Source organism: Nitrosomonas sp. Nm51, assembly GCF_900111165.1.
In the GTDB taxonomy this organism is placed as follows: domain Bacteria; phylum Pseudomonadota; class Gammaproteobacteria; order Burkholderiales; family Nitrosomonadaceae; genus Nitrosomonas.
Window position 1 is genome coordinate 39,521 of the sequence record NZ_FOGH01000010.1, and the last position, 25,683, is coordinate 65,203.

The 25,683-nt window shown below is 48.2% G+C and carries 27 protein-coding genes and 1 CRISPR repeat array; of the genes, 13 read left to right on the forward strand and 14 right to left on the reverse strand.

Going from position 1 to position 25,683, the window contains the following annotated elements:
• Positions 1-33: 33 nt before the first annotated feature.
• On the forward strand, positions 34-639 hold the full coding sequence (locus tag BMY60_RS05600) for a tetratricopeptide repeat protein (RefSeq protein ID WP_090332010.1): 606 nt from the start codon (positions 34-36) through the stop codon (positions 637-639).
• A gap of 12 nt (positions 640-651) precedes the next feature.
• Positions 652-1,134, forward strand: coding sequence for a disulfide bond formation protein B (locus BMY60_RS05605; protein ID WP_090332012.1), 483 nt, complete (start codon positions 652-654; stop codon positions 1,132-1,134).
• A gap of 10 nt (positions 1,135-1,144) precedes the next feature.
• Here BMY60_RS05605 and BMY60_RS05610 read toward each other — a convergent pair whose 3' ends face one another.
• On the reverse strand, positions 1,145-1,504 hold the full coding sequence (locus BMY60_RS05610) for a hypothetical protein (RefSeq protein ID WP_090332014.1): 360 nt from the start codon (positions 1,502-1,504) through the stop codon (positions 1,145-1,147).
• 347 nt (positions 1,505-1,851) lie between these two features.
• Between BMY60_RS05610 and hemP the strand changes: the two genes are divergently transcribed.
• Positions 1,852-1,983, forward strand: coding sequence for a hemin uptake protein HemP (gene hemP, locus BMY60_RS05615; RefSeq protein ID WP_256250709.1), 132 nt, complete (start codon positions 1,852-1,854; stop codon positions 1,981-1,983).
• 133 nt (positions 1,984-2,116) lie between these two features.
• The gene (locus tag BMY60_RS05620; RefSeq protein WP_218141632.1) at positions 2,117-2,668 is read left to right on the forward strand and encodes a DUF2325 domain-containing protein; all 552 of its coding nucleotides are present in this window, start codon (positions 2,117-2,119) and stop codon (positions 2,666-2,668) included.
• Between the two features lie 289 nt (positions 2,669-2,957).
• On the opposite strand, the gene rpmE is transcribed toward BMY60_RS05620, so the two are convergent.
• Complete coding sequence (rpmE, locus tag BMY60_RS05625; protein ID WP_090332019.1) at positions 2,958-3,200, reverse strand: 50S ribosomal protein L31; 243 nt, start codon at positions 3,198-3,200, stop codon at positions 2,958-2,960.
• A gap of 409 nt (positions 3,201-3,609) precedes the next feature.
• Between rpmE and dksA the strand changes: the two genes are divergently transcribed.
• On the forward strand, positions 3,610-4,035 hold the full coding sequence (gene dksA / locus BMY60_RS05630) for an RNA polymerase-binding protein DksA (RefSeq protein ID WP_090332020.1): 426 nt from the start codon (positions 3,610-3,612) through the stop codon (positions 4,033-4,035).
• Between the two features lie 44 nt (positions 4,036-4,079).
• Here the strand turns inward: dksA and BMY60_RS05635 are convergent, their stop codons facing one another.
• The 4 genes from BMY60_RS05635 to BMY60_RS05650 are packed head-to-tail and all read right to left on the reverse strand — an operon-like array spanning position 4,080 to position 7,824.
• Positions 4,080-4,865: an HAD family hydrolase gene (locus BMY60_RS05635; protein WP_090332022.1), complete on the reverse strand. Its 786-nt coding sequence runs from the start codon at positions 4,863-4,865 to the stop codon at positions 4,080-4,082.
• Positions 4,866-4,870: 5 nt separating this feature from the next.
• Positions 4,871-5,884 (reverse strand): L-threonylcarbamoyladenylate synthase, encoded by a 1,014-nt coding sequence (locus BMY60_RS05640; protein WP_090332024.1) that lies wholly within the window; start codon positions 5,882-5,884, stop codon positions 4,871-4,873.
• A gap of 6 nt (positions 5,885-5,890) precedes the next feature.
• Positions 5,891-7,075 carry a cardiolipin synthase ClsB gene (gene clsB, locus BMY60_RS05645; RefSeq protein WP_090332026.1) on the reverse strand — a complete coding sequence of 395 codons (1,185 nt, stop codon included), beginning with the start codon at positions 7,073-7,075 and terminating at the stop codon, positions 5,891-5,893.
• Positions 7,072-7,824: an endonuclease/exonuclease/phosphatase family protein gene (locus tag BMY60_RS05650; protein ID WP_090332028.1), complete on the reverse strand. Its 753-nt coding sequence runs from the start codon at positions 7,822-7,824 to the stop codon at positions 7,072-7,074. Before BMY60_RS05650 ends, clsB begins: the two co-directional genes overlap by 4 nt.
• A gap of 611 nt (positions 7,825-8,435) precedes the next feature.
• Between BMY60_RS05650 and BMY60_RS05660 the strand changes: the two genes are divergently transcribed.
• Positions 8,436-8,678 carry a BolA family protein gene (locus BMY60_RS05660; protein WP_090332032.1) on the forward strand — a complete coding sequence of 81 codons (243 nt, stop codon included), beginning with the start codon at positions 8,436-8,438 and terminating at the stop codon, positions 8,676-8,678.
• 122 nt (positions 8,679-8,800) lie between these two features.
• Here the strand turns inward: BMY60_RS05660 and prsT are convergent, their stop codons facing one another.
• Positions 8,801-11,599 carry an XrtA/PEP-CTERM system TPR-repeat protein PrsT gene (prsT, locus tag BMY60_RS05665; protein WP_090332034.1) on the reverse strand — a complete coding sequence of 933 codons (2,799 nt, stop codon included), beginning with the start codon at positions 11,597-11,599 and terminating at the stop codon, positions 8,801-8,803.
• Positions 11,600-12,081: 482 nt separating this feature from the next.
• Between prsT and BMY60_RS05670 the strand changes: the two genes are divergently transcribed.
• The 5 genes from BMY60_RS05670 to hrpA are packed head-to-tail and all read left to right on the forward strand — an operon-like array spanning position 12,082 to position 19,279.
• Positions 12,082-13,362, forward strand: coding sequence for a nucleotide sugar dehydrogenase (locus tag BMY60_RS05670; RefSeq protein ID WP_090332036.1), 1,281 nt, complete (start codon positions 12,082-12,084; stop codon positions 13,360-13,362).
• 25 nt (positions 13,363-13,387) lie between these two features.
• A complete protein-coding gene (locus BMY60_RS05675) occupies positions 13,388-14,455 on the forward strand; it encodes an SDR family oxidoreductase (protein ID WP_090332038.1) in 1,068 nt (355 codons plus the stop codon).
• A gap of 23 nt (positions 14,456-14,478) precedes the next feature.
• On the forward strand, positions 14,479-15,270 hold the full coding sequence (gene djlA / locus BMY60_RS05680) for a co-chaperone DjlA (protein WP_090332039.1): 792 nt from the start codon (positions 14,479-14,481) through the stop codon (positions 15,268-15,270).
• Between the two features lie 16 nt (positions 15,271-15,286).
• Positions 15,287-15,490, forward strand: a complete 204-nt coding sequence (locus BMY60_RS15240; RefSeq protein ID WP_143057365.1) for a glutathione S-transferase family protein — start codon at positions 15,287-15,289, stop codon at positions 15,488-15,490.
• A 15-nt stretch (positions 15,491-15,505) separates the two neighbouring features.
• The gene (gene hrpA, locus BMY60_RS05685; protein WP_090332041.1) at positions 15,506-19,279 is read left to right on the forward strand and encodes an ATP-dependent RNA helicase HrpA; all 3,774 of its coding nucleotides are present in this window, start codon (positions 15,506-15,508) and stop codon (positions 19,277-19,279) included.
• 85 nt (positions 19,280-19,364) lie between these two features.
• On the opposite strand, the gene BMY60_RS15975 is transcribed toward hrpA, so the two are convergent.
• The 4 genes from BMY60_RS15975 to BMY60_RS15980 form a co-directional block, all read right to left on the reverse strand.
• The gene (locus BMY60_RS15975) at positions 19,365-19,475 is read right to left on the reverse strand and encodes a DUF86 domain-containing protein (protein WP_218141633.1); all 111 of its coding nucleotides are present in this window, start codon (positions 19,473-19,475) and stop codon (positions 19,365-19,367) included.
• A gap of 28 nt (positions 19,476-19,503) precedes the next feature.
• Positions 19,504-19,923 (reverse strand): type VII toxin-antitoxin system MntA family adenylyltransferase antitoxin, encoded by a 420-nt coding sequence (locus BMY60_RS05690; protein ID WP_090332042.1) that lies wholly within the window; start codon positions 19,921-19,923, stop codon positions 19,504-19,506.
• A gap of 123 nt (positions 19,924-20,046) precedes the next feature.
• Positions 20,047-20,841, reverse strand: a complete 795-nt coding sequence (locus tag BMY60_RS05695; RefSeq protein WP_218141634.1) for a LysR substrate-binding domain-containing protein — start codon at positions 20,839-20,841, stop codon at positions 20,047-20,049.
• Entirely contained in the window at positions 20,820-20,957 is a 138-nt protein-coding gene (locus BMY60_RS15980) for a helix-turn-helix domain-containing protein (RefSeq protein ID WP_218141635.1), read from the reverse strand. The genes BMY60_RS05695 and BMY60_RS15980 overlap by 22 nt, the downstream gene beginning before the upstream one ends.
• Before the next feature lie 132 nt (positions 20,958-21,089).
• Here BMY60_RS15980 and BMY60_RS05700 point away from each other — a divergent pair, with 132 nt between their 5' ends.
• Positions 21,090-21,638, forward strand: a complete 549-nt coding sequence (locus tag BMY60_RS05700; RefSeq protein WP_090332044.1) for a carboxymuconolactone decarboxylase family protein — start codon at positions 21,090-21,092, stop codon at positions 21,636-21,638.
• A 209-nt stretch (positions 21,639-21,847) separates the two neighbouring features.
• On the opposite strand, the gene BMY60_RS05705 is transcribed toward BMY60_RS05700, so the two are convergent.
• Both BMY60_RS05705 and BMY60_RS05710 read right to left on the reverse strand, forming a co-directional pair.
• A complete protein-coding gene (locus tag BMY60_RS05705) occupies positions 21,848-22,222 on the reverse strand; it encodes a type II toxin-antitoxin system VapC family toxin (RefSeq protein WP_090332045.1) in 375 nt (124 codons plus the stop codon).
• 2 nt (positions 22,223-22,224) lie between these two features.
• A complete protein-coding gene (locus BMY60_RS05710; protein ID WP_143057366.1) occupies positions 22,225-22,479 on the reverse strand; it encodes a ribbon-helix-helix domain-containing protein in 255 nt (84 codons plus the stop codon).
• A 343-nt stretch (positions 22,480-22,822) separates the two neighbouring features.
• On the opposite strand from BMY60_RS05710, the gene BMY60_RS05720 reads away from it, so the two are divergent.
• Positions 22,823-24,454 (forward strand): hypothetical protein, encoded by a 1,632-nt coding sequence (locus BMY60_RS05720; protein WP_090332050.1) that lies wholly within the window; start codon positions 22,823-22,825, stop codon positions 24,452-24,454.
• Here BMY60_RS05720 and BMY60_RS05725 read toward each other — a convergent pair.
• Positions 24,378-25,211, reverse strand: coding sequence for a hypothetical protein (locus BMY60_RS05725; RefSeq protein ID WP_143057367.1), 834 nt, complete (start codon positions 25,209-25,211; stop codon positions 24,378-24,380). The two genes, BMY60_RS05720 and BMY60_RS05725, sit on opposite strands and share 77 nt — an antisense overlap.
• Positions 25,212-25,340: 129 nt before the next feature.
• Positions 25,341-25,579: a CRISPR direct-repeat array (repeat unit 36 nt; unit sequence GTCTTAACGGGCCTGACTTCGGCCCAACTTCCCAAC).
• Positions 25,580-25,683: the final 104 nt, after the last annotated feature.

Sequence of the window (25,683 nt, forward strand, 5' to 3'; positions counted from 1 at the left end):
GGTTAAGTAAAATACTGAAAAATATTTCGACAAATGGAATTTAAAAATCTTATTGCACTGATTGTTCCTGCAGCAATTACGGGTTTATTGACAGCATGTGCTATTCCGCAACCGCATACGGGCTATGATCGGGTATGTGATTCATCAGGTTGTTATGATCGACCGGTACAAGCGGTCCAGTATCAAAGCATATCTGACCCTGAAATGACGCCCGAGCAACACCGGGCGGCGGCTTTGATTGCGATGGCGGAGGAAGATCCGGTAGCGGCCTACGATCTCGCATTGCGGTATTTTCGAGGTGATGGCATCAAGCGTAACAGTTATCAGGCGATACGTTGGATGCGCAGCGCTGCTGACCGCGGTAATCTAGATGCGCAAAAAGCGCTTGGACGGTTATATTTGACAGGTCTCGAAGAAATGGGGCCTGATTTCCGTGAAGCGGAAAAATGGTTGTCGTTGGCGGCCGCTGCGGGTGATAAGGAGTCGGAAGAACTGCTGGCAGAGGCATCGCATCTTAAACACACCGAAAGACAGTATTATCTGTGGAGCAATCGTTGGCGTCCGATTTTTCAGCGATCTTGGTATTCCAACTATCCCTATCATTATCAATGGCGCAATAATGGTTGGCGCTATTATTGATATTTATATCTGATGAGAGTGCTCTTTTTATTCATTTTCTTAGCCAGTACAGCATTGCTCAGCTACGCTCAGTACCTGCAACATGTCGAGAATCTGCTGCCCTGTCCGCTTTGCGTGGCGCAGCGACTGGCGTACTGGATGCTTGGGTTAACGGCGTTACTGGCATTTCTGGGTAATCCGCGGTCAATCGGGCGTAGGATTTGCGGTTTTTTTATGGTGGTTTTTGCAATTGCCGGAGCGGTAATCGCTTTCCGGCAGTCCTGGCTGATTCGTTATCCCGAATCGTTTGAATGCGGTATCAGTCCGGAAGAGGCTTTTCTCAATGCATTGCCGTTTGCGCAATGGTGGCCGGGCATGTTTGAAGCCAATGGCGATTGTGCCGATGTTGACTGGGAATTTCTGTCGTTGACGATTCCAGACTGGTCGTTTGTCGCTTTTGCAGGGATGGGGTTGCTGGCTTGTTATGTCCTGTTTGCCGGGCAGAACAAGCGCTAGCATCGAATTCTTATTCAACGGATATGTGGAGTGTAAATGGTTGATCTGTAACTGATCTCATCAGTTGACTGATATGAATTGAATAGGTTTTCTTTTCGGTGGTAAATCGATATTTACCTTGCGCATCAGCTACGCCGCCAACTGAAAATATAACATTTTCTCCTATTATCTCAATACAGGCTGTTTGTCCCGCTGCGGTTGTAATTGCATAGCAAATCATACCGTTCGGTGAGACAACGGATTTAACCGTTGCGCTGTTGTGCCCTCGTTGAAATTGGATGGTATCGCAGCTATCAGCCTGTGCTGCAGTCACTGTAAACATCGCAAGGGCAAACGCAGAGATAAAGATGGTGATTCGGTGGATTGTCATGGCTGGGAATCCCTTTTCGTCAGCTTGGCTAATATGGAAATCGCAAAATTATAGCTACCTCAGGGATTATGTGCTGCGCGCGCTTGGCGCGCAATCCCTGTAAACGAGGAAGGGCTACTCAACAATCTTGGTCTGAACAGATTGCGCGTCTCTTTGCTCATTGTGCGCTAAAAATAGTTGAATGCGTATTTGATGCCTGGATTCAGTTTTACTTCGAGTTTGCATTTTATTTAATAATGTATATAATAAGAATCATTCTCATTTCTATTTGTGATCGTGTTATGCCTGATTCAGTTAAAATACAGACACATGCAATGCAGTGCGGAAATGCGCGGGTATCTACAGTAATGCCCGCGCAAAATCTGGCGATTGATAGTAATTCATTATTTGCACACAATAATGTTGTGTATATCCAGCATCACGGCGAATGCTATTTGCTGCGGCAAACGCGGAGCGGCAAATTGATTTTGACCAAATAATCAATTATTCATTGAATTGCCGTTGGGGTCTACCTTTCTCCTTTGACCGCGGCATTTTGGCAAGCCAGCCTGATCCTCCCCAGGCAAGCCAGCCTTTTTTTGGATGGTTTTAATTATGAAGCGGATAAAAAAAATGGTTTTCGATTTGGTGTTACCGTTTCCGGTCAACGCAGGCACGCCAACATTCATCACGCCAATCCGTGTTGCGCCTTTAGACGCGGTTTTTCGTTTTGTCCGGGCTCTTATCGGTCATTCTGACACAGTTCTTCCGCCATCAACGATTCAGTCAGAAACAGCTGATCGTTCTGGAATCAGGCAATTTCATGTGCCGCTTATTAAAGCATCTACGCTCATTACGGAGTTGCATAATGCCAGTTTTTCCGGGCGTTCTGTGTTGTGTGTAGGCGGGCGAATGCATTTGTATCCTGCATACCGTCAAATTATTGAGGATGCAGGCGGAAGTTTTTTGTATTTTCACGGTGGGAACGATGTTCCATTAGCCAGCTTAAACAGACTGCTGGTGCTGACCGATCTTGTGATTTGTCCGATAGACTGTATCAGGCATGAGGCTTTCTGGGTAACGAAACATTATTGCGAACGTTTTCGCAAGCCCTGCGTCATGCTGGATAAATCCAGAGTGACAACATTCTACAATGGCGTTCGGATGCTAAAAAAATTACAGTGACATGAATCCCTCAAGACAGTTTTTTATATTTTATTGAAATATAGCAATTCAAAATTTAACTCGGTATCAGCAATTCGTCGAAATCATTAAGCTAGCAACGGGTGTGCGTTTATGCCTGATATATATGACCGGTTCGAGTCTTTTCAGTGTAACTACAGAACAATTCAGATAGTTTTAACAGCCTGTTGAAACACCGTGCCCAAAGTAACTGAGTGTGCGCAACTATGCTTGATAAGTCTAAAAAGCATGCGCTCATGTCTCGAATCAGTTGAAATCGGCAGCTGAAATTTCAGGGTGAAGTTTTGACGTTAGCATTGCTGCGTTTTGGGATTTGTGTGCCGTACTTCTGGCGGAATTTCTCCACGCGGCCGGCCGTATCGACAATTTTCTGCTTGCCGGTATAAAAAGGATGGCAGACCGAACACACCTCAATGTTTAAAGACTTGCCCAATGTTGAGCGCGTTTTAAATTCGTTGCCACAACTGCATGTGACGGTTATTTCCTGGTAGTCGGGATGTATTCCTGCTTTCATTGTTTTTGCACCCTTGCGCTATAAATAAGCCAATAAAGATTGAAAAAATTTAGTCCGGTTGCTTAATTTTTAAGCCGTATATTATCCTTTAATATTCATGCGAGTGCAACTTTTGCGTGGCATTTCGTCTGATGGTTATTGCAACTAATGGCTGCTATCTATACACATTGTATTTATTGGATGCAGTAGCGTATTAGCTGGTTTCAGGTTGTTTCGCGGTTGTTTGGCGTTGAATCAATGCGCTTTAATATGCCCTGGGCATATATAATTAAGTCGCTGAACGTAGCGGCTATTTCAAAATTGCAAATGCGCGAGAAAAAATAAATTGTTGTATAATGTTTTGTTAAATTTAAAGTCTGTATTTCAATTTTTACCCACTAAAAATTAGGAAAATTAGGAGCACTTTAAGATGCCGCAAGAGCTACAGAGCAAAAATGTAACGCCTTACGAACCAAAAGAAGGCGAAGATTATATGAGCCCCGAACAGCTTGATCATTTTCGTAAGATACTGGAGGGTATGAAAGTTGAATTGAGCAAGGATATCGACAGGGCTGTGCATACAATGCAAGATGAAGCAACAGTTTTCGCGGATCCCAATGACCGTGCAAGCCAGGAATCCGATATGACGCTTGAATTGCGCAATCGCGATCGTGAACGCAAGCTTATTAAAAAAATAGACGAAATCATTGCCAAGATCGACACCAAAGATTACGGTTACTGTGAAGGTTGCGGCGTTGAGATTGGATTAAAACGTCTCGAAGCCCGCCCTACGGCTACGCTATGCATTGATTGCAAAACTCTGGATGAAATACGGGAAAGACAAATAGCAAAGTAATGATTCATTCGAGTATCAGGCAAAACTATCATACAGCCACGGCGTCATTTTCCGATCAACTGCTGTAAAGTTTCGGTGTCGATCCAATGTTTATCAGCAAAAATCGGATTGTCTGAGACTTGTGTGAAATTTTGTTCCGGCTCACCCAGGTCTGACAGTACGGCCAAGGCGCCATCAAAGTTCTGTTGACGGGTATAGTTATTGACAGTGATTAATGTTGGCAAGTCAGCCGCCAATGCCGCCAGTAGTCCATTTTCAGAATCTTCGATTGCAATGCACTGAGACGGCGCCAGTTTTAATTTTTCCAAAACCCAGTAATAAATATCGGGCGCCGGCTTTTTCTTCGGCACTATATCGCCGGCACCAATTACATCAAATAAACCCATAGAGTCCTTTCCCAACGTCGATTGCAGCAGATAAGTGACATTCTCGGGCGTGGTCGTGGTTGCGATAGCAATTTTGATGTTTTTACTGCGAAGTTCATGAATCAGACGCTTGACACCTGGACGCAAGGGAATGTCCCCCTGTTCCATGAGTTTCTTAAAATGGCGGGTTTTGGCTTTATGCAGACTGGCTATCCATTCATCCAGACCGGCCTTGTTCAATGCTTCTGTAGCATATTGTTCTATATAAAACCGGATTCTTTCTTTCCCGCCGGTTATTTGTAACAATTTTCCGTATAGAGGAATATCCCATTGCCAGGAAAGTCCAAATTCCTGGAATGCGGCATTGAATGCAGGACGGTGGCCATCTTGTTCGGTATCGGCCAGCGTACCGTCAACATCAAATAGAACAGCTTTGAGAGAGGTGTGGTTATTGGTTGTATCCATAAAAATTATAAATGAGTGTGGCTTGCGCGTTGCAAGCGGTCAGTTATAGCAAGCCATGCGGGCAGCGCCGATGGCGTCTCCATTAAAATATAGTCGTATCCTGCTTGGTCATATTGATGAAGCACAGCATAAAGATGCTGGCCGTAGAGGACAGGATCTTGAGACATGCAGATATGCTGAATATGTGGTGTATTGAATTGCGGCGGTTCGATCCCGGACCATGTTATCACCGCCAGGTGCAAATTCTGTGCTGCGAGTTTTTTCGCTGTTTGAACGAGTTCCGATAAATGAAAAAGCTGCAGCGGTGTTGTAGGTGCGTAATGTGAAGGTAATGCGCCGGGAACCGGTATTGCGGGTATTTTGTTTTTGTGCGAAATGACCGGCATGTTTAAGACTGATTCAATGGCCGAAACAGGAACCCCGCCAGGCCTCAGCAGAAAAACCGCATCATCATCAAAGCCGATAATCGTGCTTTCAAGCCCGACGCTGCAAGCACCCCCATCCAGTATCAGATCAATTTTGTTACCTAGCGTTGTACGTACATGCGCCGCAGTAGTCGGACTGAGCTTGCCATATAAATTTGCGGACGGTGCTGCAATTGCCTTGTCCGGTCCGATTATGTCAAGCAGCTTCAAAGCGACAGGATGCGCGGGCAACCGTATACCGACAGTATCTCGACCACCGGTGACGCAGTCTGGAATATGCGGGCTGCGTTTCAAAATTAGTGTTAATGGTCCGGGCCAGAAATGCCTGGCCAGCAACCGCGCAGACCCGGGTATTTCCCGTGCCCAGTAATTCAATTGCGCAATATGGCCGATATGCACAATTAAGGGATGGTCTGTGGGGCGTTGTTTGATGTCATACACTTTTTGGACGGCGGCTGTATTGGTTGCATCTGCACCTAGTCCATAGACTGTTTCGGTCGGGAATGCAATGATACCGCCCTGGCGTATTAACCGGGCTGCAGCAGATATTTGCACAAGCTGTTTCTGGTTCAGTTTTTCATTGCCTGGCGCCATATCCAATTATGCAGTAAGGTGATGTTCAATAGGCTTCTGGCCGTAACCCAGAATGCTCTGTGCGTAGTAAATAGCATAATAGCTGAGCCAGTTGACCGCATGGTATAACCAGGATTTTGATCGCCACGCTGTACGTGCAACTAACAGGGAATGTTCCGAAACAGCAAGCATCAAGCTCGATCTGAGCTGATTGGCAAAATCGGGATCCCGTACTACTGCGTTGGCTTCGCGCGCGAGCATCAAGCTAAACGGATCAATATTTGAAGAGCCGATCGTTGTCCAGTATTGATCGATGACAGCAACCTTGGCATGCAGATATCCTTGCGTATACTCATAAATTTTAATACCCGCATCAAGCAGGTTGCCATACAATGCATGTGTTGCATAGTGCTGCAACCGGTATTCGACCTTTCCCTGTAAAAGAAGTATGACATTGACGCCGCGGCGTGCAGCATTATTCAATGCATCGCAGAAGTGTCGACCAGGGAGAAAATATGCGTTGGCAATAATGATTTCATTTTGTGCAGCGCCAATAGCGCTTAAATATTCTCGCTCAATATCGTGACGATGGCGAAGATTGTCACGTATCAGAAAACCGGCGAGCTGATTACCCTTGTGTTTATCAGCAGGTGAAAGTTTTACTGTGCCGACCCAGCGTTTCTTGAAATGCGCCCAGGCGACAGTGCGCCATAAGCGCTGTACCGCTGCATAGATTTCTTTTAGGAGGGGGCCTTCAATTGAAACAGCATAATCAAAACGCGGCGCGTGTTCGAATGGTTGCGTATAATCATCGATAATATTGATGCCGCCCGTGAAAGCTATGCGGGCATCTATCACTGCGAGCTTCCGGTGCATGCGCCGCAACCGGTAACGGCGCAACTTGAAAAAAAACACTTCACGCCGGTAAATCAGCACTTTTACATTGGCATCCAGCATATTTTGAATAAAACTGTCCGGCAGTTTATATGAACCAAATCCGTCGATCAGTAAATGAACTGATACACCTCGTTGAGCAGCGCGTATCAGTGCAGATGATATTTTGCGCCCTGTGAAATCATCTGCAAAAATATAAGTTTCAAGATAGATCTCATACTGCGCGGAGTCGATCGCCTGTTCCAGGGCCGGAAAAAAATCAGTGCCATTGCGAAGCAGCTTGACAGCGTTGCCACTTACATTCGTTGCGCTGCTCATCTACGAATGACGCTGGTAGATAATGCGGCATGGTCAGATGTTTTTGACCAGGGGCGGCCATGATGCACGGATGCATTTTCTATATGAAAGCCGCGGACATAAATGCGGTCCAGACGCAATATCGGCAATGCAGATGGAAAACTGCGCGCTACCCTGCCATCAGTGAATTCGAAAACTTCAGTGAGATCGAGTGCGTGCGCTACTGCTGGACCAGTCATTTCTCGCCAGTCGTTAAAGTCCCCGGCTATAACCAATGGCGCATATGCAGGAACGAGTTTTTTAATGCGTTTTTTTAAAGCTTTTAATTGTGTGTGTCTGCCTTTTTTAAACAATCCCAGATGCACACAGATGCAATGCAGATTTTCCGCCCATCGGGGTATGCTGATTTCGCAGTGTAACAGACCCCTGCTTTCAAAACGATGGGCTGAAATATCTTCGTTTTCCCAGGAAACAATCGGATAACGGCTCAAAATGGCGTTTCCGTGGTGTCCTGATTCGTAAACAGCATTTTTTCCGTATATCGACTCCGGCCATACCGAATCGGCAAAAAATTCATGTTGACTGCCGCCGGGCCAGTTTGTAAAACGCGCCGCATGTTTGGCGTGATGCCCCACGACTTCCTGAAGGAAAACAATATCTGCATTAAGATCGCGCAAACAGTCTCGCTGTTTATGCACAATCAGGCGTTGATTAAAACTGGAGAACCCTTTGTGAATGTTGTAAGTGGCAATATGTAATCTGTTAAGCACGGTTGATCGTAAAGAAATAAATTATTTGTCTAGGGGCGCAGTCATGTGTTATGCGTAATTATGCGCGGCAGATTTTTGATGAATGTTTGTTCAAAGTGCTTGAACAAACATTCATCAAAAATCTGCCGCGCCCTTCGGGTTTGTTTTTCGGACAAAATTATTGTCGTTTTCGCGCCTTGAATATGCTCCGGCATGTCCTGCGGCACAAAAACCTGATCCTTTTGTCCGAAAAACAAACAGAATTGCACATAACACATGACGGCACCCTCTAATCTATACCGACAGCTTTTTGCGTAAAATATTTGCCAGTAATGCACATAGTATGCTAATTAGCTTGAATATGAAATTTTACCGGTGATTGTCATACTATAGAAATCGAATTTTTCGCATGAAAAAAATTAATACGGAAAAACGCAACTATTTTTTGATCATCCTCAACATCCAATATTGGCGTAAATCAGATATTTTCAAGCCTTTTGGTCTGTGAAGCGTTTTCTTAACTGTATGCAGTATTGCAGTATTGCTGGCTAAGCCCAATTGGAAACAACAGAGAAATACGCATGATAAAAACCGGTTTATCCATTACGATATAAACTTTGGAAGAGAAAAAAATGATTACAGCAGAAAATATTAAAAATCATATTGAAGCCTCGCTGCCTTGCGAATTAGTGCGCGTTGAGGGTGACGATGGTCATCATTTTCAGGCGGTCGTTGTCAGTTCGGAATTCAAGGGAAAGCGAACGATTCAGCAGCACCAGCTTGTTTATCAAGCACTTGGCGATAAAATGAAACAGGAAATTCATGCATTGTCAATGAAAACATTTACGCCGGAGCAATGGGCCGAGAATACCTGAGAGTTGGTAAAGCCGCATGACGCACCCCCTGATAAAGCAGAATCAGGCAATCCGGCTCTGAGCAGAAGCGAGGGTGCGTATTCATTTGCATCGGTTCTCGATATGCTTTTTTATACAGGAACTTATTTGATCTGTTCCAGCAATTCTCTGGCTTCGCTGATTTCAGGAAACGCGGCATCTGATGACGTTATTTCATTCAGAATTTGTCGTGCCTCGTTTTGATTGCCTGCCTTTACCAGTGTATGCGCATAGTGATATTGAATCGTCGCATTGTCGGGTTGCTTGGATGCGGCGTTTTCCAGCAGTTCAAGTGCGCGTTCCAGTTCTCCTTTTTGCGCGAGAATCCAACCAAATGTGTCGGCTATAGCCGGTGATTCTGGCGCCATTTCATATGCTTTTTGTGCAATGTCCAGAGCCCGCGGATCGTTGCTCTGATGATATAACCATGCCAGATTATTTAGCGATGTAATCTGTCTCGGGTTGTTTTTCAGGATGGCCTCATACTCTTTCGTCGCCTCATTGTATTGCTTTTTGTTTAAATACACATTGGCAAGGTATAAGCGTGCCGCATTGTCATCCGGGTTATCAGATACCCATTGTGATATATGCGCATGTGCTTTTTTCTCATTACCGGCGTGGTTGAGGGCGGTATGAATTTTAATGGCCAACAGACTTGTCTGTTTGGCGGCAAAGGCTTTTTCATAAGCTGCTAATGCCAATTCAGGTTTTTTTTGTTGCAGCAACAAATCGCCTTCGATTTCATAACCGACTGGGATATCGGCGTGTTCCTTTTGAATTTTTCGGGCGATCGATATAGCCTTGTTATCATTGTCTTCAAGCATGGCCAATTTGGCTTGCGCAACTTTTGCCTGGATATAGTCGGGGTTGATAAATAATGCTTTTTTCAATGCCGACTCTGCTGCAGCGTAATCTTTCCTGGCTGCATTGATTTCGGCAATCTTAAACTGAGCGGCAGCGGAATCCGGTAATTGTGCGGCCAGTTTTTCATAGCTATCAAGGGCGGCGGTATAGTTCTTTTGTGCAAGCTGCACCTGGCCTAATAATTCGAGTACGCGCGGTTCGTTGGGACGCGAGCCATACAGTTTGCGGGAAAGCAGCAGGGCTTTTTCCTGTTCATCCTGGTTTAAATAATGTGCAGCCAGACGCAACGCAGGCTCAAGAGCGTCCGGATTTTTATTGCTGGACAATTCCAGCCAGTGTGTCGCTTCCTTTACATCGCCTCGCGATAACGCTAAAGCCGCCAATGCATTCATGGCTTGAATATTGTTATCATCTTTTTTAAGTATGGCTTTAAATCTATTTTGAGCTGCTTCCGGTTTTTGATCGCGCATATCGAGCCTGGCAAGATTGGAAATTGCCGGGAAAAAATCGGGTTGAATCGCGAGTGCTTTGTTAAAATTCTCGCTGGCCTTGACAAAATCCTCCTTGCCCATGTATGCAACACCTTTTAAATTATGATAAAGCGGATTTTGTGGATCTGACTGCACCAGTTCATCTATTTCCGCTAAAGCCTTGTCAAATTCGTTGGCACGAAAATGCATCAAAATCAATAAAATACCGGCTCTCGGAGAACCTTTATCCAAATCGGTGGCCAGTTCAAGTTCGGCTATGCCTTGTTCCCGGTCTCCCATCGCCAGCCGGGTCATGCCCAGTGCGGTATGCAGCATTGCGTTATCCGGTACGAGCGCATTGGCTTTTTCATAAAATTCCGTAGCTTTAGTAAAATTTCCTGCACGCATGTAAGTTTCACCTGCTAGCGCAAGCAATTGCGGATCCTCTTGCGCAACAGGTAATGCAGGTTCCAGATACTCGATAGCCTGTTGGGTTTTATTGTTTTTGAGTAGTGCGTCGATCATGAGTTTGCGCGCATAAAGATTTCCGGGAATATTTTTTAAATACTGCTCAAGGTATTGTTCCGCCTGTATAAATGAGCCCAGCGAAAGCTGAATTGCTCCGGCCAGCAATACACTTGGGAGATGCTCGGGCGCGGCGCTGAGTACAGTTTGAATGGAATTCAAGGCTTTCGCATACTCTCTCTGATTAAAATCCAGAAATGCCTGTGTTTGATGTAATAAGATACTGTCAGGTGCTATTTCGCGCGCAAGCGCTATGCTGTTTTCGGCATCGTCGAATCGGCCAAGACCGATTTCAATGGAGGCTTTGTCGTAATACGCCGTTGCATTGTCAGGAGATAATTGAATGACCTGGTCGAAGGCTTTCAGGGCTTCGTCAAATTTGTTTTGTGCGCGCAGCAGGTTTGCCTTAAATCTCCAGGCGGTTAAACTTTCCGGGTTTTTTTCGACTGCCTGATCGGCGTATTGGCTGGCAAGTGCGAGATCTTTCTCGCTGAGCGCGTATTGCGCCAATCCGATCAAGGCATCTGGAGAATCTGGATTTTCAGCAAGCAGCCGGTCAAAAATGATTTTGGCCTCCTGATTTCGCATTAATGCCAGCAAAGTATTCCCGTGCAGGATTTGTATTTCATGCGAACTGACTTGAGGATTTTGTTCAATCGTGTCCAGTAACTGCTGAAATTTTCCCAAATCGAATAATACTTGGTATAAGACGGGAAGCACGCGTTGCGCATCCATTCCAAGTTCGAGTGCGCGGCTCAGTTCTTTCTCCGCAGATAGCGGATCATTGCGCTGCTGATAGATGGCGCCGAGTAAGAAACGTGCTTTTGCGTTATTAGGTTCCTGCCGTATGGCATTCTTGAATTGTATGATGGCTGCATTGACATCACCTTTTTTCTGGTATTCAGTAGCTTCAGCAATTAAAGTTTCAGCATCCTTGGTTTCGCCGCATGCTGTCAATCCGAGTATAATCAGTGCGCAAACCAGGGCGGATTTAATATTGTTGAGCCAGTGTTTTTTTTGAATACAAAAAAAGAAATCATGCATGATTATTCTCCAATTTGAAATTATTGCCAAAGACGACCAATCGTTCAAAGCCTGTTAATATTGACGTTTGTGTTTAGTCGGTATCGGCTTGCGTAAATTGCGTATTTAACCATGATACCTGGAATGATAAGCATAACGTCAATGTTGACAACGTGTTTACGGTTTTAAATCACCGGATGTGCTGAAATTTGATTGGGTACGTGCTTACACTCTGTTTTATCAATATGTTTTAGCAGGCTAGGAACGTAATTGGCATTTTTATCTGGTTAACTTTTATAGTTATACCATACCCAGGCCCGGGTTTTTATACGTATAAAAGCAGCAAATACAGCTTAGTTTGAGCTAATGCACGCTGATCATCGATGCATGTTCAAAAAATGAATAATCTGACGCTATAGTACAGTATTTATCAATCATTAAACCATTTATAGTGCATAAATTGTTTTTTGGCATTGCAGACATGTTGAACTGGAGAAAAATTTATGGGTATCGTTGCAGTAGTTGGATTAGGTTATGTGGGTTTACCGCTGGCTGTTGAATTCGGCAAAAAACGTCAGACAATTGGTTTTGATCTTGCCGGCGAGAAAATTCAGAATTATCGGCAACATATTGATCCCACGGGAGAAGTCTCAACTAAAGAGCTGCAGTCGGCTGGACAGCTTGTTTTTACGACGGATGCAGCGGATTTGGCGCAGGCGGATTTTATCGTCGTAGCAGTACCGACGCCCGTTGATCAGGCGCATCAACCGGATTTCAGACCGTTGACCGGCGCAAGCGAGACGGTTGGTAAAAACATGAAGGCAGGCGCTATTATCGTTTATGAATCAACGGTCTATCCTGGGGCGACAGAGGAGGTATGTATTCCTGTACTGGAAAAGTTCTCCGGGCTAAAGTGGAAACAGGATTTTCATGTCGGCTATTCTCCGGAACGTATCAATCCAGGTGATAAAGAACACACGCTGACTACGATTGTCAAAGTCGTGTCAGGCGACGATGAAGATTCACTGGAAAAAATCGCGCAATTATATGAAAGCGTTATTACCGCCGGTGTATACCGCGCGGCGAGTATCAAAGTTGCAGAAGCGGCCAAAGTGATTGAAAATACGCAGCGTGACTTGAATATCGCGCTGATGAACGAGCTGGCAATGATTTTTGACAAGCTGGATATCGACACATCGGATATCCTGGAGGCGGCGGGAACAAAATGGAATTTTCTTCCGTTCCGCCCCGGCCTGGTTGGCGGCCATTGTATTGGTGTTGATCCATACTATTTAACACACAAAGCCGAGATGATCGGATATATGCCCCAGGTGATTCTTGCGGGCCGCCGCATAAATGACAATATGGCGAAATATGTTGCGGAGCAGACCATTAAACAGATTATTAAAGCCGGTTTTAATGTGCGCGGAGCCAAAGTCAATGTACTTGGCCTGACGTTTAAGGAGAATTGTCCCGATCTGAGAAATTCCAAAGTAATCGATATTGTTCGTGAACTACAGGATTATGGTGTAGAGATTCATGTGTGCGATCCGGTAACCGATTCGGCAGAGGCGCTGGATGAATATGGCGTCACACTTGAAACATGGGAGGATCTGCCGCGTGCCGAGGCCATGATTGTTGCCGTTTCCCATGTCGAATTTTTAACGAAAACGATTCCTGATATACAGGCTAAAATCTCAGAGAACGGCTGTTTTATCGATGTGAAATCAAAATTCAGCCAGTCTGCGCTGCAGGCTGCTGGATTTCACGTCTGGCGGCTTTAATCCGGTTTTGCGAGGAACCACTGAAATGACGCGTTATCAGGATATACAACGGCATTTGTCCGAAAACCGGTATTGCTGGCTGATTACAGGTGTCGCCGGTTTTATTGGCTCCAATTTGCTGGAGGCTTTGTTAAAATTGAATCAGCATGTAATCGGACTGGATAATTTTTCAACCGGTTACCAGCATAATCTTGATCAGGTCAAGGATATTGTAGGAAACGATACCTGGGGTCATTTCAGATTTATCCAGGGCGATATCCGTAATCTCGAGACATGCAATGCCGCTTGTGAAAATGTGGATTTCGTATTGCATCAGGCGGCTTTGGGTTCGGTGCCGCGCTCTATTAATGACCCGATTCTCACCAATGAAAACAACGTGTCCGGCTTTCTGAACATGCTGGTTGCCGCACGTGATGCCCGTGTCAAGCGTTTTGTTTACGCGGCATCGAGCTCAACTTACGGCGATCATCCCGGCTTGCCCAAAGTGGAGTCCGTTATCGGCCAGCCGCTTTCACCTTATGCGGTAACCAAGTACGTCAACGAACTATACGCTGATGTTTTTGCGCGCTGCTACGGCGCTGCATCCATCGGGCTGCGCTATTTTAATGTGTTCGGGCCCCGGCAGGATCCCAACGGCGCCTATGCCGCCGTCATACCGTTATGGGTGTCGGCATTAATCAGGAACAAGCCGCTCTACATCAATGGTGATGGCGAGACCAGCAGAGATTTTTGTTACATCGACAATGTGGTACAGGCCAATGTGCTGTCCGCGCTTACCTCAAATGAGGACGCCATCAATCAGGTGTATAATGTTGCCGTCAATGAACGGACGAGCCTGAATCAGCTTTTTGCCATGATGCATGCTTTGCTCGTGGATAAATTCCCGCATTTAAAAACGTTTAAGCCTGAATATGCCGATTTTCGTGCCGGTGATGTGCGCCATTCACAGGCGGATATTACCAAAGCAAGAAATTTACTGGGTTTTAAGCCAACACACGTAATTCAGGAAGGGCTGCAATCGGCAATGGACTGGTATGTGACTGACCTTTCAAAAAGATCGGGTAACGGACCACGCAATCACCAGGCAGTATAATAATACAAAGATGAAGAACCGTTTTGTTTAAGATTCTGGGGGTTGTAGCGGGGTTCCTGGTCCTGGGTTTTCTGGGCAGTATTCTCGGTTTTATAGTAGGCAGCATTATCGACCGGTTCAAATCGACTGGGACGGGCGGTATGAATATCTTTACGGCTGCCCGGCGTCAGTCTGTGTTTCTGGAAACCGTATTTATTTTGATGGGGAAACTGGCCAAGGTCGATGGCCGTATTTCCGAAAATGAGGTCGCGCACGTCGAGCAGTTCATGCGGCAACTGGGTATGACGTCTGAACACCGGATCAGGGCGATTGAATTGTTTAAACGCGGCGCCCTGCCGATGTTTGATATCAAACCCAAACTGGCCGAGTTCATGGCGGTGTGTGGCAGCTCAAGAAATCTTCGGCAAATGCTGTTGGTGTATTTGATCAGTGTGGGGCTTTCGGACGGTCAGCTGAATGCGGCGGAATCGCGTTTCCTAAAAGATATAGCCGGCCGTTTGGGTTACAGCAAAGCGGCGTTTGACCGCCTTCTGGACATGGTGATTAACCAGATGCGCTTTGCCGGCGGGCAGGCGGCATCTTCTGCCGGTGCACTGGAGGATGCGTATAAAGCGCTGGGCGTGAACCGGCACAGTTCGGACCAGGAAATCAAGCGCGCCTACCGCAAGCTGATGAGCCAGTATCATCCGGATAAATTGACGGGGCAGGGGTTGCCCGAAGAAATGATTTCGGTCGCTACCGAGCAGGCCAAGGAAATTCAGACAGCGTATGATCTGATCAAAAAACACCGAACGCAAAACCGCACTACAGCTTAACTGGCAAGTTGACACAATGAAACCATTGCCTTTTACTTTTCGCCGCTATTCGACGGGTGAGCGGCTAACTGTGACGGATATGGCTACTTTTCCGTTTGTCCGGCAGTGTGTGTCGATAAAGACGGGTTTTATGCATTACAGTCTACAGTATACGCGTCTGATTCGATGGTTCGATACACGGTTATCATCGGATATTTTTCAGGTGTGGATGAACGCGTAGGGCGCCGGTCGGTTTATGGAGCATGATTTGCCGGATCAATTAGCAAACCGCCTCGCACGGTTGCCTCAGCCCATCTATCCGGAGAATCTTCCCGTTGTTGCCAAGCGCGAAGCCATCAAACAGGCGATTGCTGAAAATCAGGTTGTCATTGTCTGCGGCGAAACAGGATCGGGTAAAACCACGCAGTTGCCCAAAATCTGTCTGGAGCTTGAACGTGGTGTCGGAGGTATAATCGGCCACACGCAACCGCGGCGCATTGCGGCACGGTCTGTGGCCGCGCGTATTGCCACAGAACTGGATTCACCGCTGGGAAAGGCTGTCGGCTATAAAGTCCGGTTCTCGGACAAGATCGGCGCTGACAGTTATATCAAACTCATGACTGACGGTATTCTGCTTGCGGAAACGCAAAGCGATCCGAAGCTGCTGGCATACGATACCCTCATCATCGATGAAGCGCATGAACGCAGTCTGAATATCGATTTTCTGCTGGGTTATATCACGCGTTTATTGCCTTCACGGTCTGATCTCAAACTGATTGTGACATCCGCCACCATCGATGCTGAACGGTTTTCCAGGCACTTTGACCATGCGCCGGTGATTGAAGTATCCGGGCGCGCCTATCCGGTTGACATCCGCTATCGGCCGATCATGCCTGATGATGAAGATATCGATATGCAGCAAAAGATACTCAGCGCTGTCGATGAAATCATGCAATCAAGCTCATCGGGCGACATTCTGGTTTTTTTGCCGGGCGAACGCGAAATCCGTGAAACAGCCGAATTGCTGCGCAAACATCATTTCGACCGCAAGCCGTCCGGCGTTCCTAACGTGGAAATTTTGCCGTTGTTTGCGCGTCTGTCATACAGCGAACAGGAGCGCGTATTCAGGCTCGGCCAGGTGCGGCGCATTGTTCTGGCAACCAATGTGGCCGAGACATCGTTGACCGTGCCCGGCATCCGTTATGTAGTCGACACCGGCTGGGCGCGCATTAACCGCTACAGTTACCGTAACAAAGTTGAGCAGTTACAGACGGAAAAGATTTCACGCGCTTCAGCCGATCAGCGCGCGGGGCGTTGCGGACGTATAGCAAGCGGTATCTGTTACCGGCTGTATTCGGAAGATGACTATCAGGCCAGGCCGGAATTCACCGAGCCGGAAATCCTGCGCTCGTCACTGGCGTCGGTAATTTTACGCATGAAGTCGCTCAAGATCGGTGACGTGGAGAATTTTCCATTTCTGGAAGCGCCGTCTGCGCGCATGATAGCGGATGGTTATCAGTTACTGGCAGAAGTCGGTGGCGTTGACGAAAACAAACGTTTGACCCGGCTGGGCTGGCAACTCGCAAAATTCCCGATCGATCCCCGCATCGCACGCATGGTACTTGCGGCCAAACACGAAAACTGTCTGCATGAAGTGCTTATCATCGCATCAGCGCTCAGTCTGCAGGACCCGCGCGATCGTCCGTTCGAACACCAGGACGCAGCCGATCAGGCGCACCGCCGGTTTCTTGACGAGCGCTCCGATTTTATGAGTTATCTGAAGCTGTGGGAATTTTTCGACAAGCTGCTCAAACACAAGAAATCCAACCGCAAACTTGTTGCGCAGTGCCAGGCCCATTTTCTGTCCTGCCGCCGTCTGCGCGAATGGCGGGAAATCCATAACCAGCTTAACGTTCTGGTGAAAGAATTCGGTTTCAGGCCGAACGAAATACCGGCGACTTACGATGAAATACACCGCGCCCTGCTCGCGGGATTGCTTGGCAATATCGGTTTCAAAACTGAAAAGGAAGGTGAATATCTTGGTGCGCGCGGCATCAGGTTTTCAATCTTTCCCGGTTCCGCGCTGAAAAAAGGCAAGGCCAAGGCAAAATGGGTGGTTTGCGCCGAACTGGTTGAAACCAGCAGACTGTACGGACGTTGCGCTGCGCGCATCGATCCGGGATGGATCGAAAAAATAGCAGGCAATCTCTGCAGGCACGATTATTTCGACCCGCACTGGCAAAAAAAACGTGCCGAAGTGATCGCCTATGAACGCGTTACCCTGTACGGGCTTCCAGTCGTAACCAAAAGGCCGGTGCATTATGGCCGGATCAATCCTGAGGAATCACGCGGGCTGTTTATTCGCGGCGCGCTGATTGCCGGCGAATATCACACCAGGGCGCCGTTTTTTGCGCATAACCGGCGGCTTGTCAAAGAGATTGAGGAGCTGGAACATAAAACGCGCCGGCAGGATGTGCTGGTGGACGATGAAACAATTTTTGCGTTTTACGATACACGCATACCGCAGCGCATTTATAACGGCGCCGGTTTTGAGCACTGGCGCAAGCAGGCCGAGCGGGAAAATTCTACACTGCTGTATCTGGACCGCGAGCTGCTGACCCGTCATTCGGGTGATGCGGTCGAAGTGCAATTCCCGGAACGGCTTGCATTATCCGGCGGCATCGGCCTTGCGCTCAGCTACCGCTTTGACCCGGGACACGTGCTCGACGGCGTCACCGCCCCCATTCCTCTGCCGGTGCTCAACCGGCTCGATGCCGAGCAATTTGATTATCTGGTGCCCGGACTGATCCGCGAAAAAGTTACCTGGTACCTGAAAGCGCTGCCCAAGCAGATACGCCGCCTGCTGGTGCCGATCCCCGAATCAGTAACGGAATTTCTGCAATGGCAGTCTGTATCCGCGCAGGGTGCGTCGCTCCGCGACGCGCTGACAAAGTTTATCCTGCGTAAAACGACACTGACCATTCCCGTCGATACCTGGGAAGATAAAGCCATGCCATCGCACTTGCTGATGAATTTCAAAATCATCGATGAAGCCGGAGAAGAACTTGCCATGGGTCGTGACCTGGAAGCATTACAGGAACAATTCAGCGGCGCTGCGCAATCCACGTTTCGCCAGTTGAGTCTTGATGATGAAAAAACCGATATCGAGCGTGACGATATCAAATGCTGGGATTTCGATGGCCTGCCCGAGGAAATCACATTCACACGTAACGGGCGCAAACTGACTGGTTATCCGGCGCTGGTCGACGAAAAGGACCATGCGGCGATCCGCCTGTTCGACACCCGCGCTGCAGCCGATCAGGCCATGCGCAAAGGCATCTGCTGCCTGATGCGGCTGGCATTCCGGGAACGCATGAAACAGCTCGACAAAAGCATGCCCGGCTTTCGCCAGGCCGCGCTGCAATTGACTACCTGCATCAATCCGGGCGAATTGAAACAGGATCTGCTCGACACAATTACCGACCGGGCTTTTGCCGGTGAGGAACCGCTGCCTAGAACGCAGCAGGCGTTTAATGAGCAAATCCCCATAGCTAAAAAGCGCTTGCCGCGGGTCATCGAAAATTATACCCGGGTGTTAAGTGAGATCGCCGAAGCCTATCATGCGTTGATGCAATGCCGGTCATCGATAAAACGGATCAGCCCCCGAATCAAAACCGAGCTCGACGAACAGCTCAACCACCTGATGTATCCTGGATTTATCGGCGGAACGCCATGGGAACGGCTGAAACATTTTCCGCGCTATCTTAAAGCCATGTGCGTACGCCTGGAAAAATCGTCCGGCAACCTGCCGCGCGACGAACAGCATGCGGCGGAAATCAAGGCGCTCTGGTCGCGTTATGAACAGTACCGTGAAAAACACCAGCGATTAAATATCGACGATCCGAACCTGACCGAATTCCGCTGGCAACTTGAGGAACTGCGCGTGTCGCTGTTCGCGCAGGAACTGAAAACGCCGAAGCCGGTCTCGGTGAAACGGCTGGAGAGGTTGTGGGAGAAAGTCAGAAAATAGCTAAGGAGCCGCGAATAAATAAGTGTTACAGTTATTTATTCGCGGCTCCTAGATATCGGTTTAATTCCGCTTGTAACAACGCATCTCACAAATCCGCATACCGGCTGATTTCCTGTGCAAACTGCCGGAAATCATGAACAGATTGTCCGCAAACCGCATAAACAATCTCCCAGTTGATCGCCGTATATTGATGCATCGCCGCAGGGACTCCAGTTTTTCGATGATTACGGTTTTATCCATCGCCCGCGCCGTTCCTTGAGTATTCTTTGCTGCAGCGGGACGAAATCGGCAACATTCAACAAATGACGGGTTAATAGCTGCGCATAAGTCGCATCGTCACCGATGAGCCGCTGTCCTTTAAAAACCTCGCCCAGTATCGGCTCGGGTGCTTCATAAACGTCAACAATATCCACGGGATAACCCAATCGAGTACTGATTGTTTCAACCAATTGCATTTTAAAATCGCTGTTTAGTGGCGCGCCGGCCAGTATTGCCAGATCGATATCGCTTGCGAAGTGCGTTTGCCGTTTTAAATCCGCCTGGGAACCGAACAATATCGCCAGCCTGATATCGGGGTACTGCGACAGCAGTTCAATCAACTGCGCCGCCGGTTGCGATGTTGACTGGACTGATGATTTGCTCATGCAGCGTTTCAATGGCCGATGGTAATTTGTCTGACATGATAGCATTGATCGGCTGCATGTTGGCCCTGCGCATCAGTGATTTCCACTCGAACTTTAACCAGAAAGCGACCGCATCAATTTGAACTATCCTGTTGCCGGGTTAATAAAAGGATTGGCTCTTAACCGCTCGACGGACAGGTCAATGAAGGAGCGAATTTTTGCGGTGGTGCGGCGGCCTTCGAGGTGAACAATATGAATCGGGAGCGGGTCTGTTTCGTACGCGTCGAGGACTTTCTGCAGCCGCCCTTCCTGGATATCCTCCCCAACCTGATAGGACATCAGGCGCGTGACGCCGCATCCCAGGATAGCGGCATTCAGCGCGGCGTCGTTATGGTTGCAGTCAAGGTGCGGCGCGACCCTGACGGTTTCTTTTGTGCCGGAAGCCACGAACCTCCACGACGTAGACGGCTCAACTGTGGAGGCCATAATGATTTTGTGGCGGGTTAAATCGGCGGGATGCTTCGGTATGCCGTATTTTGCAAAATAGCCGGGAGACCCGCAGACGACACGGCTGACATCCCCTACATGCGTCGCGTAGAGGCTGGAGTCTTGCAGATGGCCAATACGGATCGCGATCTCCAGACCTTCTTCCAGCAAATTGCAGATGCGGTCGTAAAATACGGTTTTCACCGAAACATCCGGGTACAGTTCCAGATACTCGGCGACAATGGGAATGATATATTTCTGACCGAACAATACCGGCGCGGTAATGGATAAGGTTCCCTTGGGGTTTAGATAACTCCCGGACGCCGCCGCTTGCGCAAGTTCGAGATCTTCGAGGAGTTGCTTCATATCGGTTAAAAACCGTTCGCCGGAATCGGTCAGGCGTACATGCCGCGTTGATCTGTTGAACAGTTTTACGCCCAGGGATGCTTCCACCGGGCAATGGCGCGTGTCACCGCAGGCGCTGACATATCGAGATTCCGACTTGCCGCCACGAAACTCCGGTTGACCGCCGCCTCGACAAACACACGTATTGTTTCCAGCTTATCCATTGAATGCTCGCCCTTATTATGAGACCATTATTGCGTATCTTGAAATAGTTAATTGTTATTTTAACTAATTATTTCAGTATTGAATAACTGTATAGTCATTACTCCATTCACTCATTGACAAGGAGAACAGTTATGTCACGCATACATACACCCGCATCGATCAACGACGCGCCGCAAGCATCCAAAGACGCACTTGAGGCAGTGAACAAGCAGCTGGGAAGTGTTCCCAATCTGTTCCGTATCGTTGCCAACAGTCCCCAGACCCTTGAAGGCTATCTTGGCCTGAATGGCGCGCTTGGAAAAGGCGCGCTTTCTGCGCAAACTCGCGAGCGCATTGCGCTTGCTGTTGCCCAGATCAATGGTTGTAATTATTGTTTAGCCGCCCACAGTTACCTTGGCGCCAATCTCGCCAGACTGAACAGGGCAGAGATCGAGGCAGCCCGCCGGGGCACGTCCAGCAATGCAAAAGCTGCCGCCGCGGTAGAATTCGCCGTCAAGATCGCCGGAAACCGCGGCGCTGTTTCTGACGGCGACTTGCAGGCAGTCCGTGATGCAGGCTACAGCGATGCTGAAATCGTCGAAATCATCGGTAATGTCGCACTCAATACCCTGACCAACTATATCAACGAAGTTCTGGGTACTGAAATCGATTTTCCAGTCGTTGAAACACGCGCGGCCTAAACCAATGCATGGGTGGCGATGATCGTCACCCATAACGCTTAAGTGCACATAACACATAACGACACTCCCTTGATTTTGGCCTGTCATTATCATGCCTGTTGGTTTTTATGGATTCTAACGAAAGTACAGTTTGTACCCACGGATCCACTTGCCGGTTTTTAACTTGCCCTATCTTGCATTGATCGTGATCGTACAATATTCAGGCTGGCTCAATAAGGGCAATGTACATTTTCAATCATGGGGAAATGTTTTACATTGCAAGTGGCGAGAATAAGATTTTTTTGTTCTGCGGTTGCAGCGAGCAAAGTATCGACAATGCCAACGCCGTGGCTTTTGCCATATTGGCGTCTGTACAGGCCGCCTTTGACAGCCATCTCGTCATTCAGAGGAATAACAGGGAAGAGCCGCACCAGATTGTCTAAAAGTGTACGCTCTTTGCCATTCCGAACACCTGCATAAAGTTCGGCAACGGTCAGCGCGGAAAGAAAAGGTGGTTCCTCCAGGTTTTCAAGAAACTGTGCTGCTTGTTTATTGCCGCGGAAATAATCAATCAGAATACAGGTATCCAGAAGATATTGCGTCATTTTCAGCGATCAAATTCTTCCCGCAGGGTTTGCATGTGCTGCATTGCGTTTTTGTCATTCGCCCAGATGCCTTTTATATCACGCAGCGCATGTTTCCACTGTCCGTGTAAAACATTTTTTTCCGACAGCAACAAATCAACCGCCATGCGGATCAATTCACTCTGGCGCGTACCGGATACCAGAGCCATGGACTTGAGCGCCTGCTCCTGCTCCCTGGAAAGATAAACCTGGGTTCGAATCATCGACGTGTGTTTCATATACATCACTGTATATGTCAGGTATATAAAAATCAAGTTCTTTTAATCAAACAGCCATTAAACGGTTGGCCGTTGCCGTGCTGACGAACAAACGCCGCGCCGTCCGCCGTATCCAGGTCCAGGAAGAAGAATGCGCAGTGTGTTATCTTCATGAAACACGTATATTGGTTGCGCCAATTCGATCGCAGCCGGCAGATGGCGTTGCATTGCATTGTTTTGAAAAAATGGGTCTACATTTGCCCAGTTTCCCGACTTAAGAGTCCGGGTTTCGCCGGTTGCGGGCCATGTGCCGTGTTAACATAACGCATAAAATCAATACAAACGCTCACAAGGACTTGCTGGCATGGCAGAGGATATTCCGATCATTACCGGAGACCCGCTTGGAAAGGAAGGCGGTGCGTCGTTTACCTGTTTTGTGTTGCCGTTTCGATACCAGCCGACGTTAAAGTTTTCAGGCCCGGCTGCGGAGATACTGGGTAAAAACAGAGCATGCTTCAAAGAGGTCGACAAACGCACGCCGAAATGGGTCAACCGGATGCGTTATTTTACCGGCGAGACGGCGCGGGTGTTGTACGACCATGCGAGGTGGTTCGAACTGCCCGACTGTGACTGGCGTACCTTCAATTGGGGTTCGGCAGCAAATGCCGAAAAGGTTTTTCGGTTTTACTGCGCGCAATCGTCGCGTATTGCCATCAAGTTCCATCCGCCACGCTTGATCCTGTTCGAGTGGAATGACGTCAAAAAAGCAGAACCGAAAAACACTGCTCAGGATAAACAACGAGATCAGGATTTGTTCGATATCGGTTTTTTGATTATCAAAGTCAGTTTTGAGACAAATGACAATCAACCGAATTACCGTGATGTATTGTTTTTAAACGAGCTGTTCCGTTACTGGCGGATGCCGTTCGACAAACATGACGGGAAAATGAGACTCATGTTTGAAAACAGTTTTGGCTGGCGGTCTGAGGATTTATATCTACGGCGCTGGTCCGATTTGCTGCGCATTCCGTTTCAGATTTGCGGAGACCGGCAAATGTATTCATTGTTTCCGGATAACTGGAATGCGGGCGCCGAAGCCTGGTGGCAAAGTGAAATAGCCACACAGAACCGGGCCGCTACAAAACATCGCAACGCATCGATGGATAACGCGGGCTGGATTTGCTACGCCGATAACCGCGCGTTTGTCTGGAGTTGCGCGGTCGTTGAAAACGGCGCGAATGCGCTGAAAAAAATGGGGCATGCCGGAAATGGAACGCCCGGGCAGCTCGGTGGGTGGATCAAGTTCCTCAATGTCGACGAGCCCCGCGAACTTGACGCGATCAATAGCGCAACACCGTTTGAAAAGAAATGGGTAAAAAAACGGTATTACGACCGCTGGGCGCACTTCGGTACGTTATACGGATTCAATTATCATGCCGGGGTAATGTTGACCGGGCCATGCGGGGAACCGCCCATTGTGCATCATTTTCATAATCAATACCTGGATATGACATTATTGCTGCTCTATCTGCGCATTACACTGTTCCGCTTCAGCCGGGAATTGACGCGCCTGTCGGCGGATATGCGTGATACAACGGACTATAAGAAAGCGCATAGGGCGGAATTCAAGAGCTTACGCCGGGAATTCGCCATCTTTACCAATCTGTATCAATTCCCGTTGATTTCGAATCAGCAGCAGGCGATTGAAATGTATGCGCTGATACGCCAGCGCATGGACGTGCAGGAACTGTTCAGGGAAGTCGAGGAAGAAATCAAAAGCTCGCATGAATATTTTCAGTTTGAAGAAGAGTCGAAACTCAATAATAGTGTTCATTTTCTGACGATAATTGGAGCGATTCTTGCTTTTATAGGCGTTATAGCAACATTTGCAAGTATTCCTCCGGATGCCTTTGAATATTTTAGAGAATACTTTGCAGAAAAAAAACAAGTGACTTGGCCGGCAATTCCTCATACGTCATCCCCCAAAAACCCTTAACCGGTAAATCGCCGCCATACCAGCCTTGCGGATAATGTTCTGCGAGCGACAGTACGGCTTTACCCTCGCCAAAGAAATTCACCTCATCGGGTGAGATGATCAGAATATTCCGAATACCCGGGCCACCGGCTTCCGGTTGCAGGCGGTCGACGAGCGCTGCAGTTTTGCTGTGCGGCAAGCGGGCGACAGCCAGCCTGCCGCCGCATGCATATTCCAGTTTGCTCAGCGCTTCGACGGCTGCCTGTTCTTCTTCTGCGGTAATGCCCTGCGCCTGTCGATCCTGTTGCCGGATAGACCGGATTTCTTCCGGCGTGGCGTCAAGTTCTTGCTGCATTGCCGGAATATAGCCGCGATCGTTGGCGGCAACCAGCGCCAGATGGCGTGTCCACAAATGATCCGGTAATTTGAGCAACGTAAAAACCTGCTCGAGGCAGGTTGGCTTGTCATGCCCGGCAGAGGGGCCATGATGGTCGATGATGCAAATCCTGTTTTCCGGTAAATCCAGATCCTGTTTGAGTTCGATCAGCACCGGCGTGGCGCCGGCAGCCAGTGCCGCATTGATTTCATGCCGGTAGTCGGATGCACGCGCTCCCCAGTGCAATTGTTTGTCATGGATGATTGCATTGGAATGCTTCTCGATCAGTGCACGGACGGTACGCATTTCCAGGTCATATCCGCCGAGAAAAAACCGGTAGTGGGGTGTAGGGCGGATCAGCGTAGCGTTATCCGCCGGTTTTTCGGAGTGCGGTGCGTTCATCGCGGCATCGGTCAACTAACAGGGCGACACTTTAACAGACTTGCAAGGTGAGTGGACAGTATTGTGCTGTCCGCCGAAAAAAGATTATCAACGGGAAAACGATGGATGAGGTTTTACTGACCCATCCTGCTAAAAACGGGCCTGACTTCGGCCCAACTTTCCAACAACAAGCCGTATCCGTGTGTCGATAGGATCTGTCTTAACGGGCCTGACTTCGGCCCAACTTCCCAACTTGTCGAGTTCCTTGTGAATATTTATAAGTTTGTCTTAACGGGCCTGACTTCGGCCCAACTTCCCAACCCATAGAGTATGAGTTACATATTCGAGCGCAGTCTTAACGGGCCTGACTTCGGCCCAACTTCCCAACCGACCCTTCCACAGCCCTTTATCCATGGGGCATACAGAGGCAAAATCGGCGGTCTCGGCATTTTCTTTTCCCACAAGCTGGAAAGTATGCCCATTTTAGCCCAGA

Bases quoted from the DNA above. Each gene is read 5' to 3' on its own strand.
- BMY60_RS05600 (WP_090332010.1), top strand. From the start codon at position 34: ATGGAATTTAAAAATCTTATTGCACTGATTGTTCCTGCAGCAATTACG.
- BMY60_RS05605 (WP_090332012.1), top strand. From the start codon at position 652: ATGAGAGTGCTCTTTTTATTCATTTTCTTAGCCAGTACAGCATTGCTC.
- BMY60_RS05610 (WP_090332014.1), bottom strand. From the start codon at position 1,504: ATGACAATCCACCGAATCACCATCTTTATCTCTGCGTTTGCCCTTGCG.
- hemP (WP_256250709.1), top strand. From the start codon at position 1,852: ATGCCCGCGCAAAATCTGGCGATTGATAGTAATTCATTATTTGCACAC.
- BMY60_RS05620 (WP_218141632.1), top strand. From the start codon at position 2,117: ATGGTTTTCGATTTGGTGTTACCGTTTCCGGTCAACGCAGGCACGCCA.
- rpmE (WP_090332019.1), bottom strand. From the start codon at position 3,200: ATGAAAGCAGGAATACATCCCGACTACCAGGAAATAACCGTCACATGC.
- dksA (WP_090332020.1), top strand. From the start codon at position 3,610: ATGCCGCAAGAGCTACAGAGCAAAAATGTAACGCCTTACGAACCAAAA.
- BMY60_RS05635 (WP_090332022.1), bottom strand. From the start codon at position 4,865: ATGGATACAACCAATAACCACACCTCTCTCAAAGCTGTTCTATTTGAT.
- BMY60_RS05640 (WP_090332024.1), bottom strand. From the start codon at position 5,884: ATGGCGCCAGGCAATGAAAAACTGAACCAGAAACAGCTTGTGCAAATA.
- clsB (WP_090332026.1), bottom strand. From the start codon at position 7,075: ATGAGCAGCGCAACGAATGTAAGTGGCAACGCTGTCAAGCTGCTTCGC.
- BMY60_RS05660 (WP_090332032.1), top strand. From the start codon at position 8,436: ATGATTACAGCAGAAAATATTAAAAATCATATTGAAGCCTCGCTGCCT.
- prsT (WP_090332034.1), bottom strand. From the start codon at position 11,599: ATGCATGATTTCTTTTTTTGTATTCAAAAAAAACACTGGCTCAACAAT.
- BMY60_RS05670 (WP_090332036.1), top strand. From the start codon at position 12,082: ATGGGTATCGTTGCAGTAGTTGGATTAGGTTATGTGGGTTTACCGCTG.
- BMY60_RS05675 (WP_090332038.1), top strand. From the start codon at position 13,388: ATGACGCGTTATCAGGATATACAACGGCATTTGTCCGAAAACCGGTAT.
- BMY60_RS15240 (WP_143057365.1), top strand. From the start codon at position 15,287: ATGAAACCATTGCCTTTTACTTTTCGCCGCTATTCGACGGGTGAGCGG.
- hrpA (WP_090332041.1), top strand. From the start codon at position 15,506: ATGGAGCATGATTTGCCGGATCAATTAGCAAACCGCCTCGCACGGTTG.
- BMY60_RS15975 (WP_218141633.1), bottom strand. From the start codon at position 19,475: ATGCATCAATATACGGCGATCAACTGGGAGATTGTTTATGCGGTTTGC.
- BMY60_RS05690 (WP_090332042.1), bottom strand. From the start codon at position 19,923: ATGAGCAAATCATCAGTCCAGTCAACATCGCAACCGGCGGCGCAGTTG.
- BMY60_RS15980 (WP_218141635.1), bottom strand. From the start codon at position 20,957: ATGGATAAGCTGGAAACAATACGTGTGTTTGTCGAGGCGGCGGTCAAC.
- BMY60_RS05700 (WP_090332044.1), top strand. From the start codon at position 21,090: ATGTCACGCATACATACACCCGCATCGATCAACGACGCGCCGCAAGCA.
- BMY60_RS05705 (WP_090332045.1), bottom strand. From the start codon at position 22,222: ATGACGCAATATCTTCTGGATACCTGTATTCTGATTGATTATTTCCGC.
- BMY60_RS05710 (WP_143057366.1), bottom strand. From the start codon at position 22,479: ATGAAACACACGTCGATGATTCGAACCCAGGTTTATCTTTCCAGGGAG.
- BMY60_RS05720 (WP_090332050.1), top strand. From the start codon at position 22,823: ATGGCAGAGGATATTCCGATCATTACCGGAGACCCGCTTGGAAAGGAA.
- BMY60_RS05725 (WP_143057367.1), bottom strand. From the start codon at position 25,211: ATGAACGCACCGCACTCCGAAAAACCGGCGGATAACGCTACGCTGATC.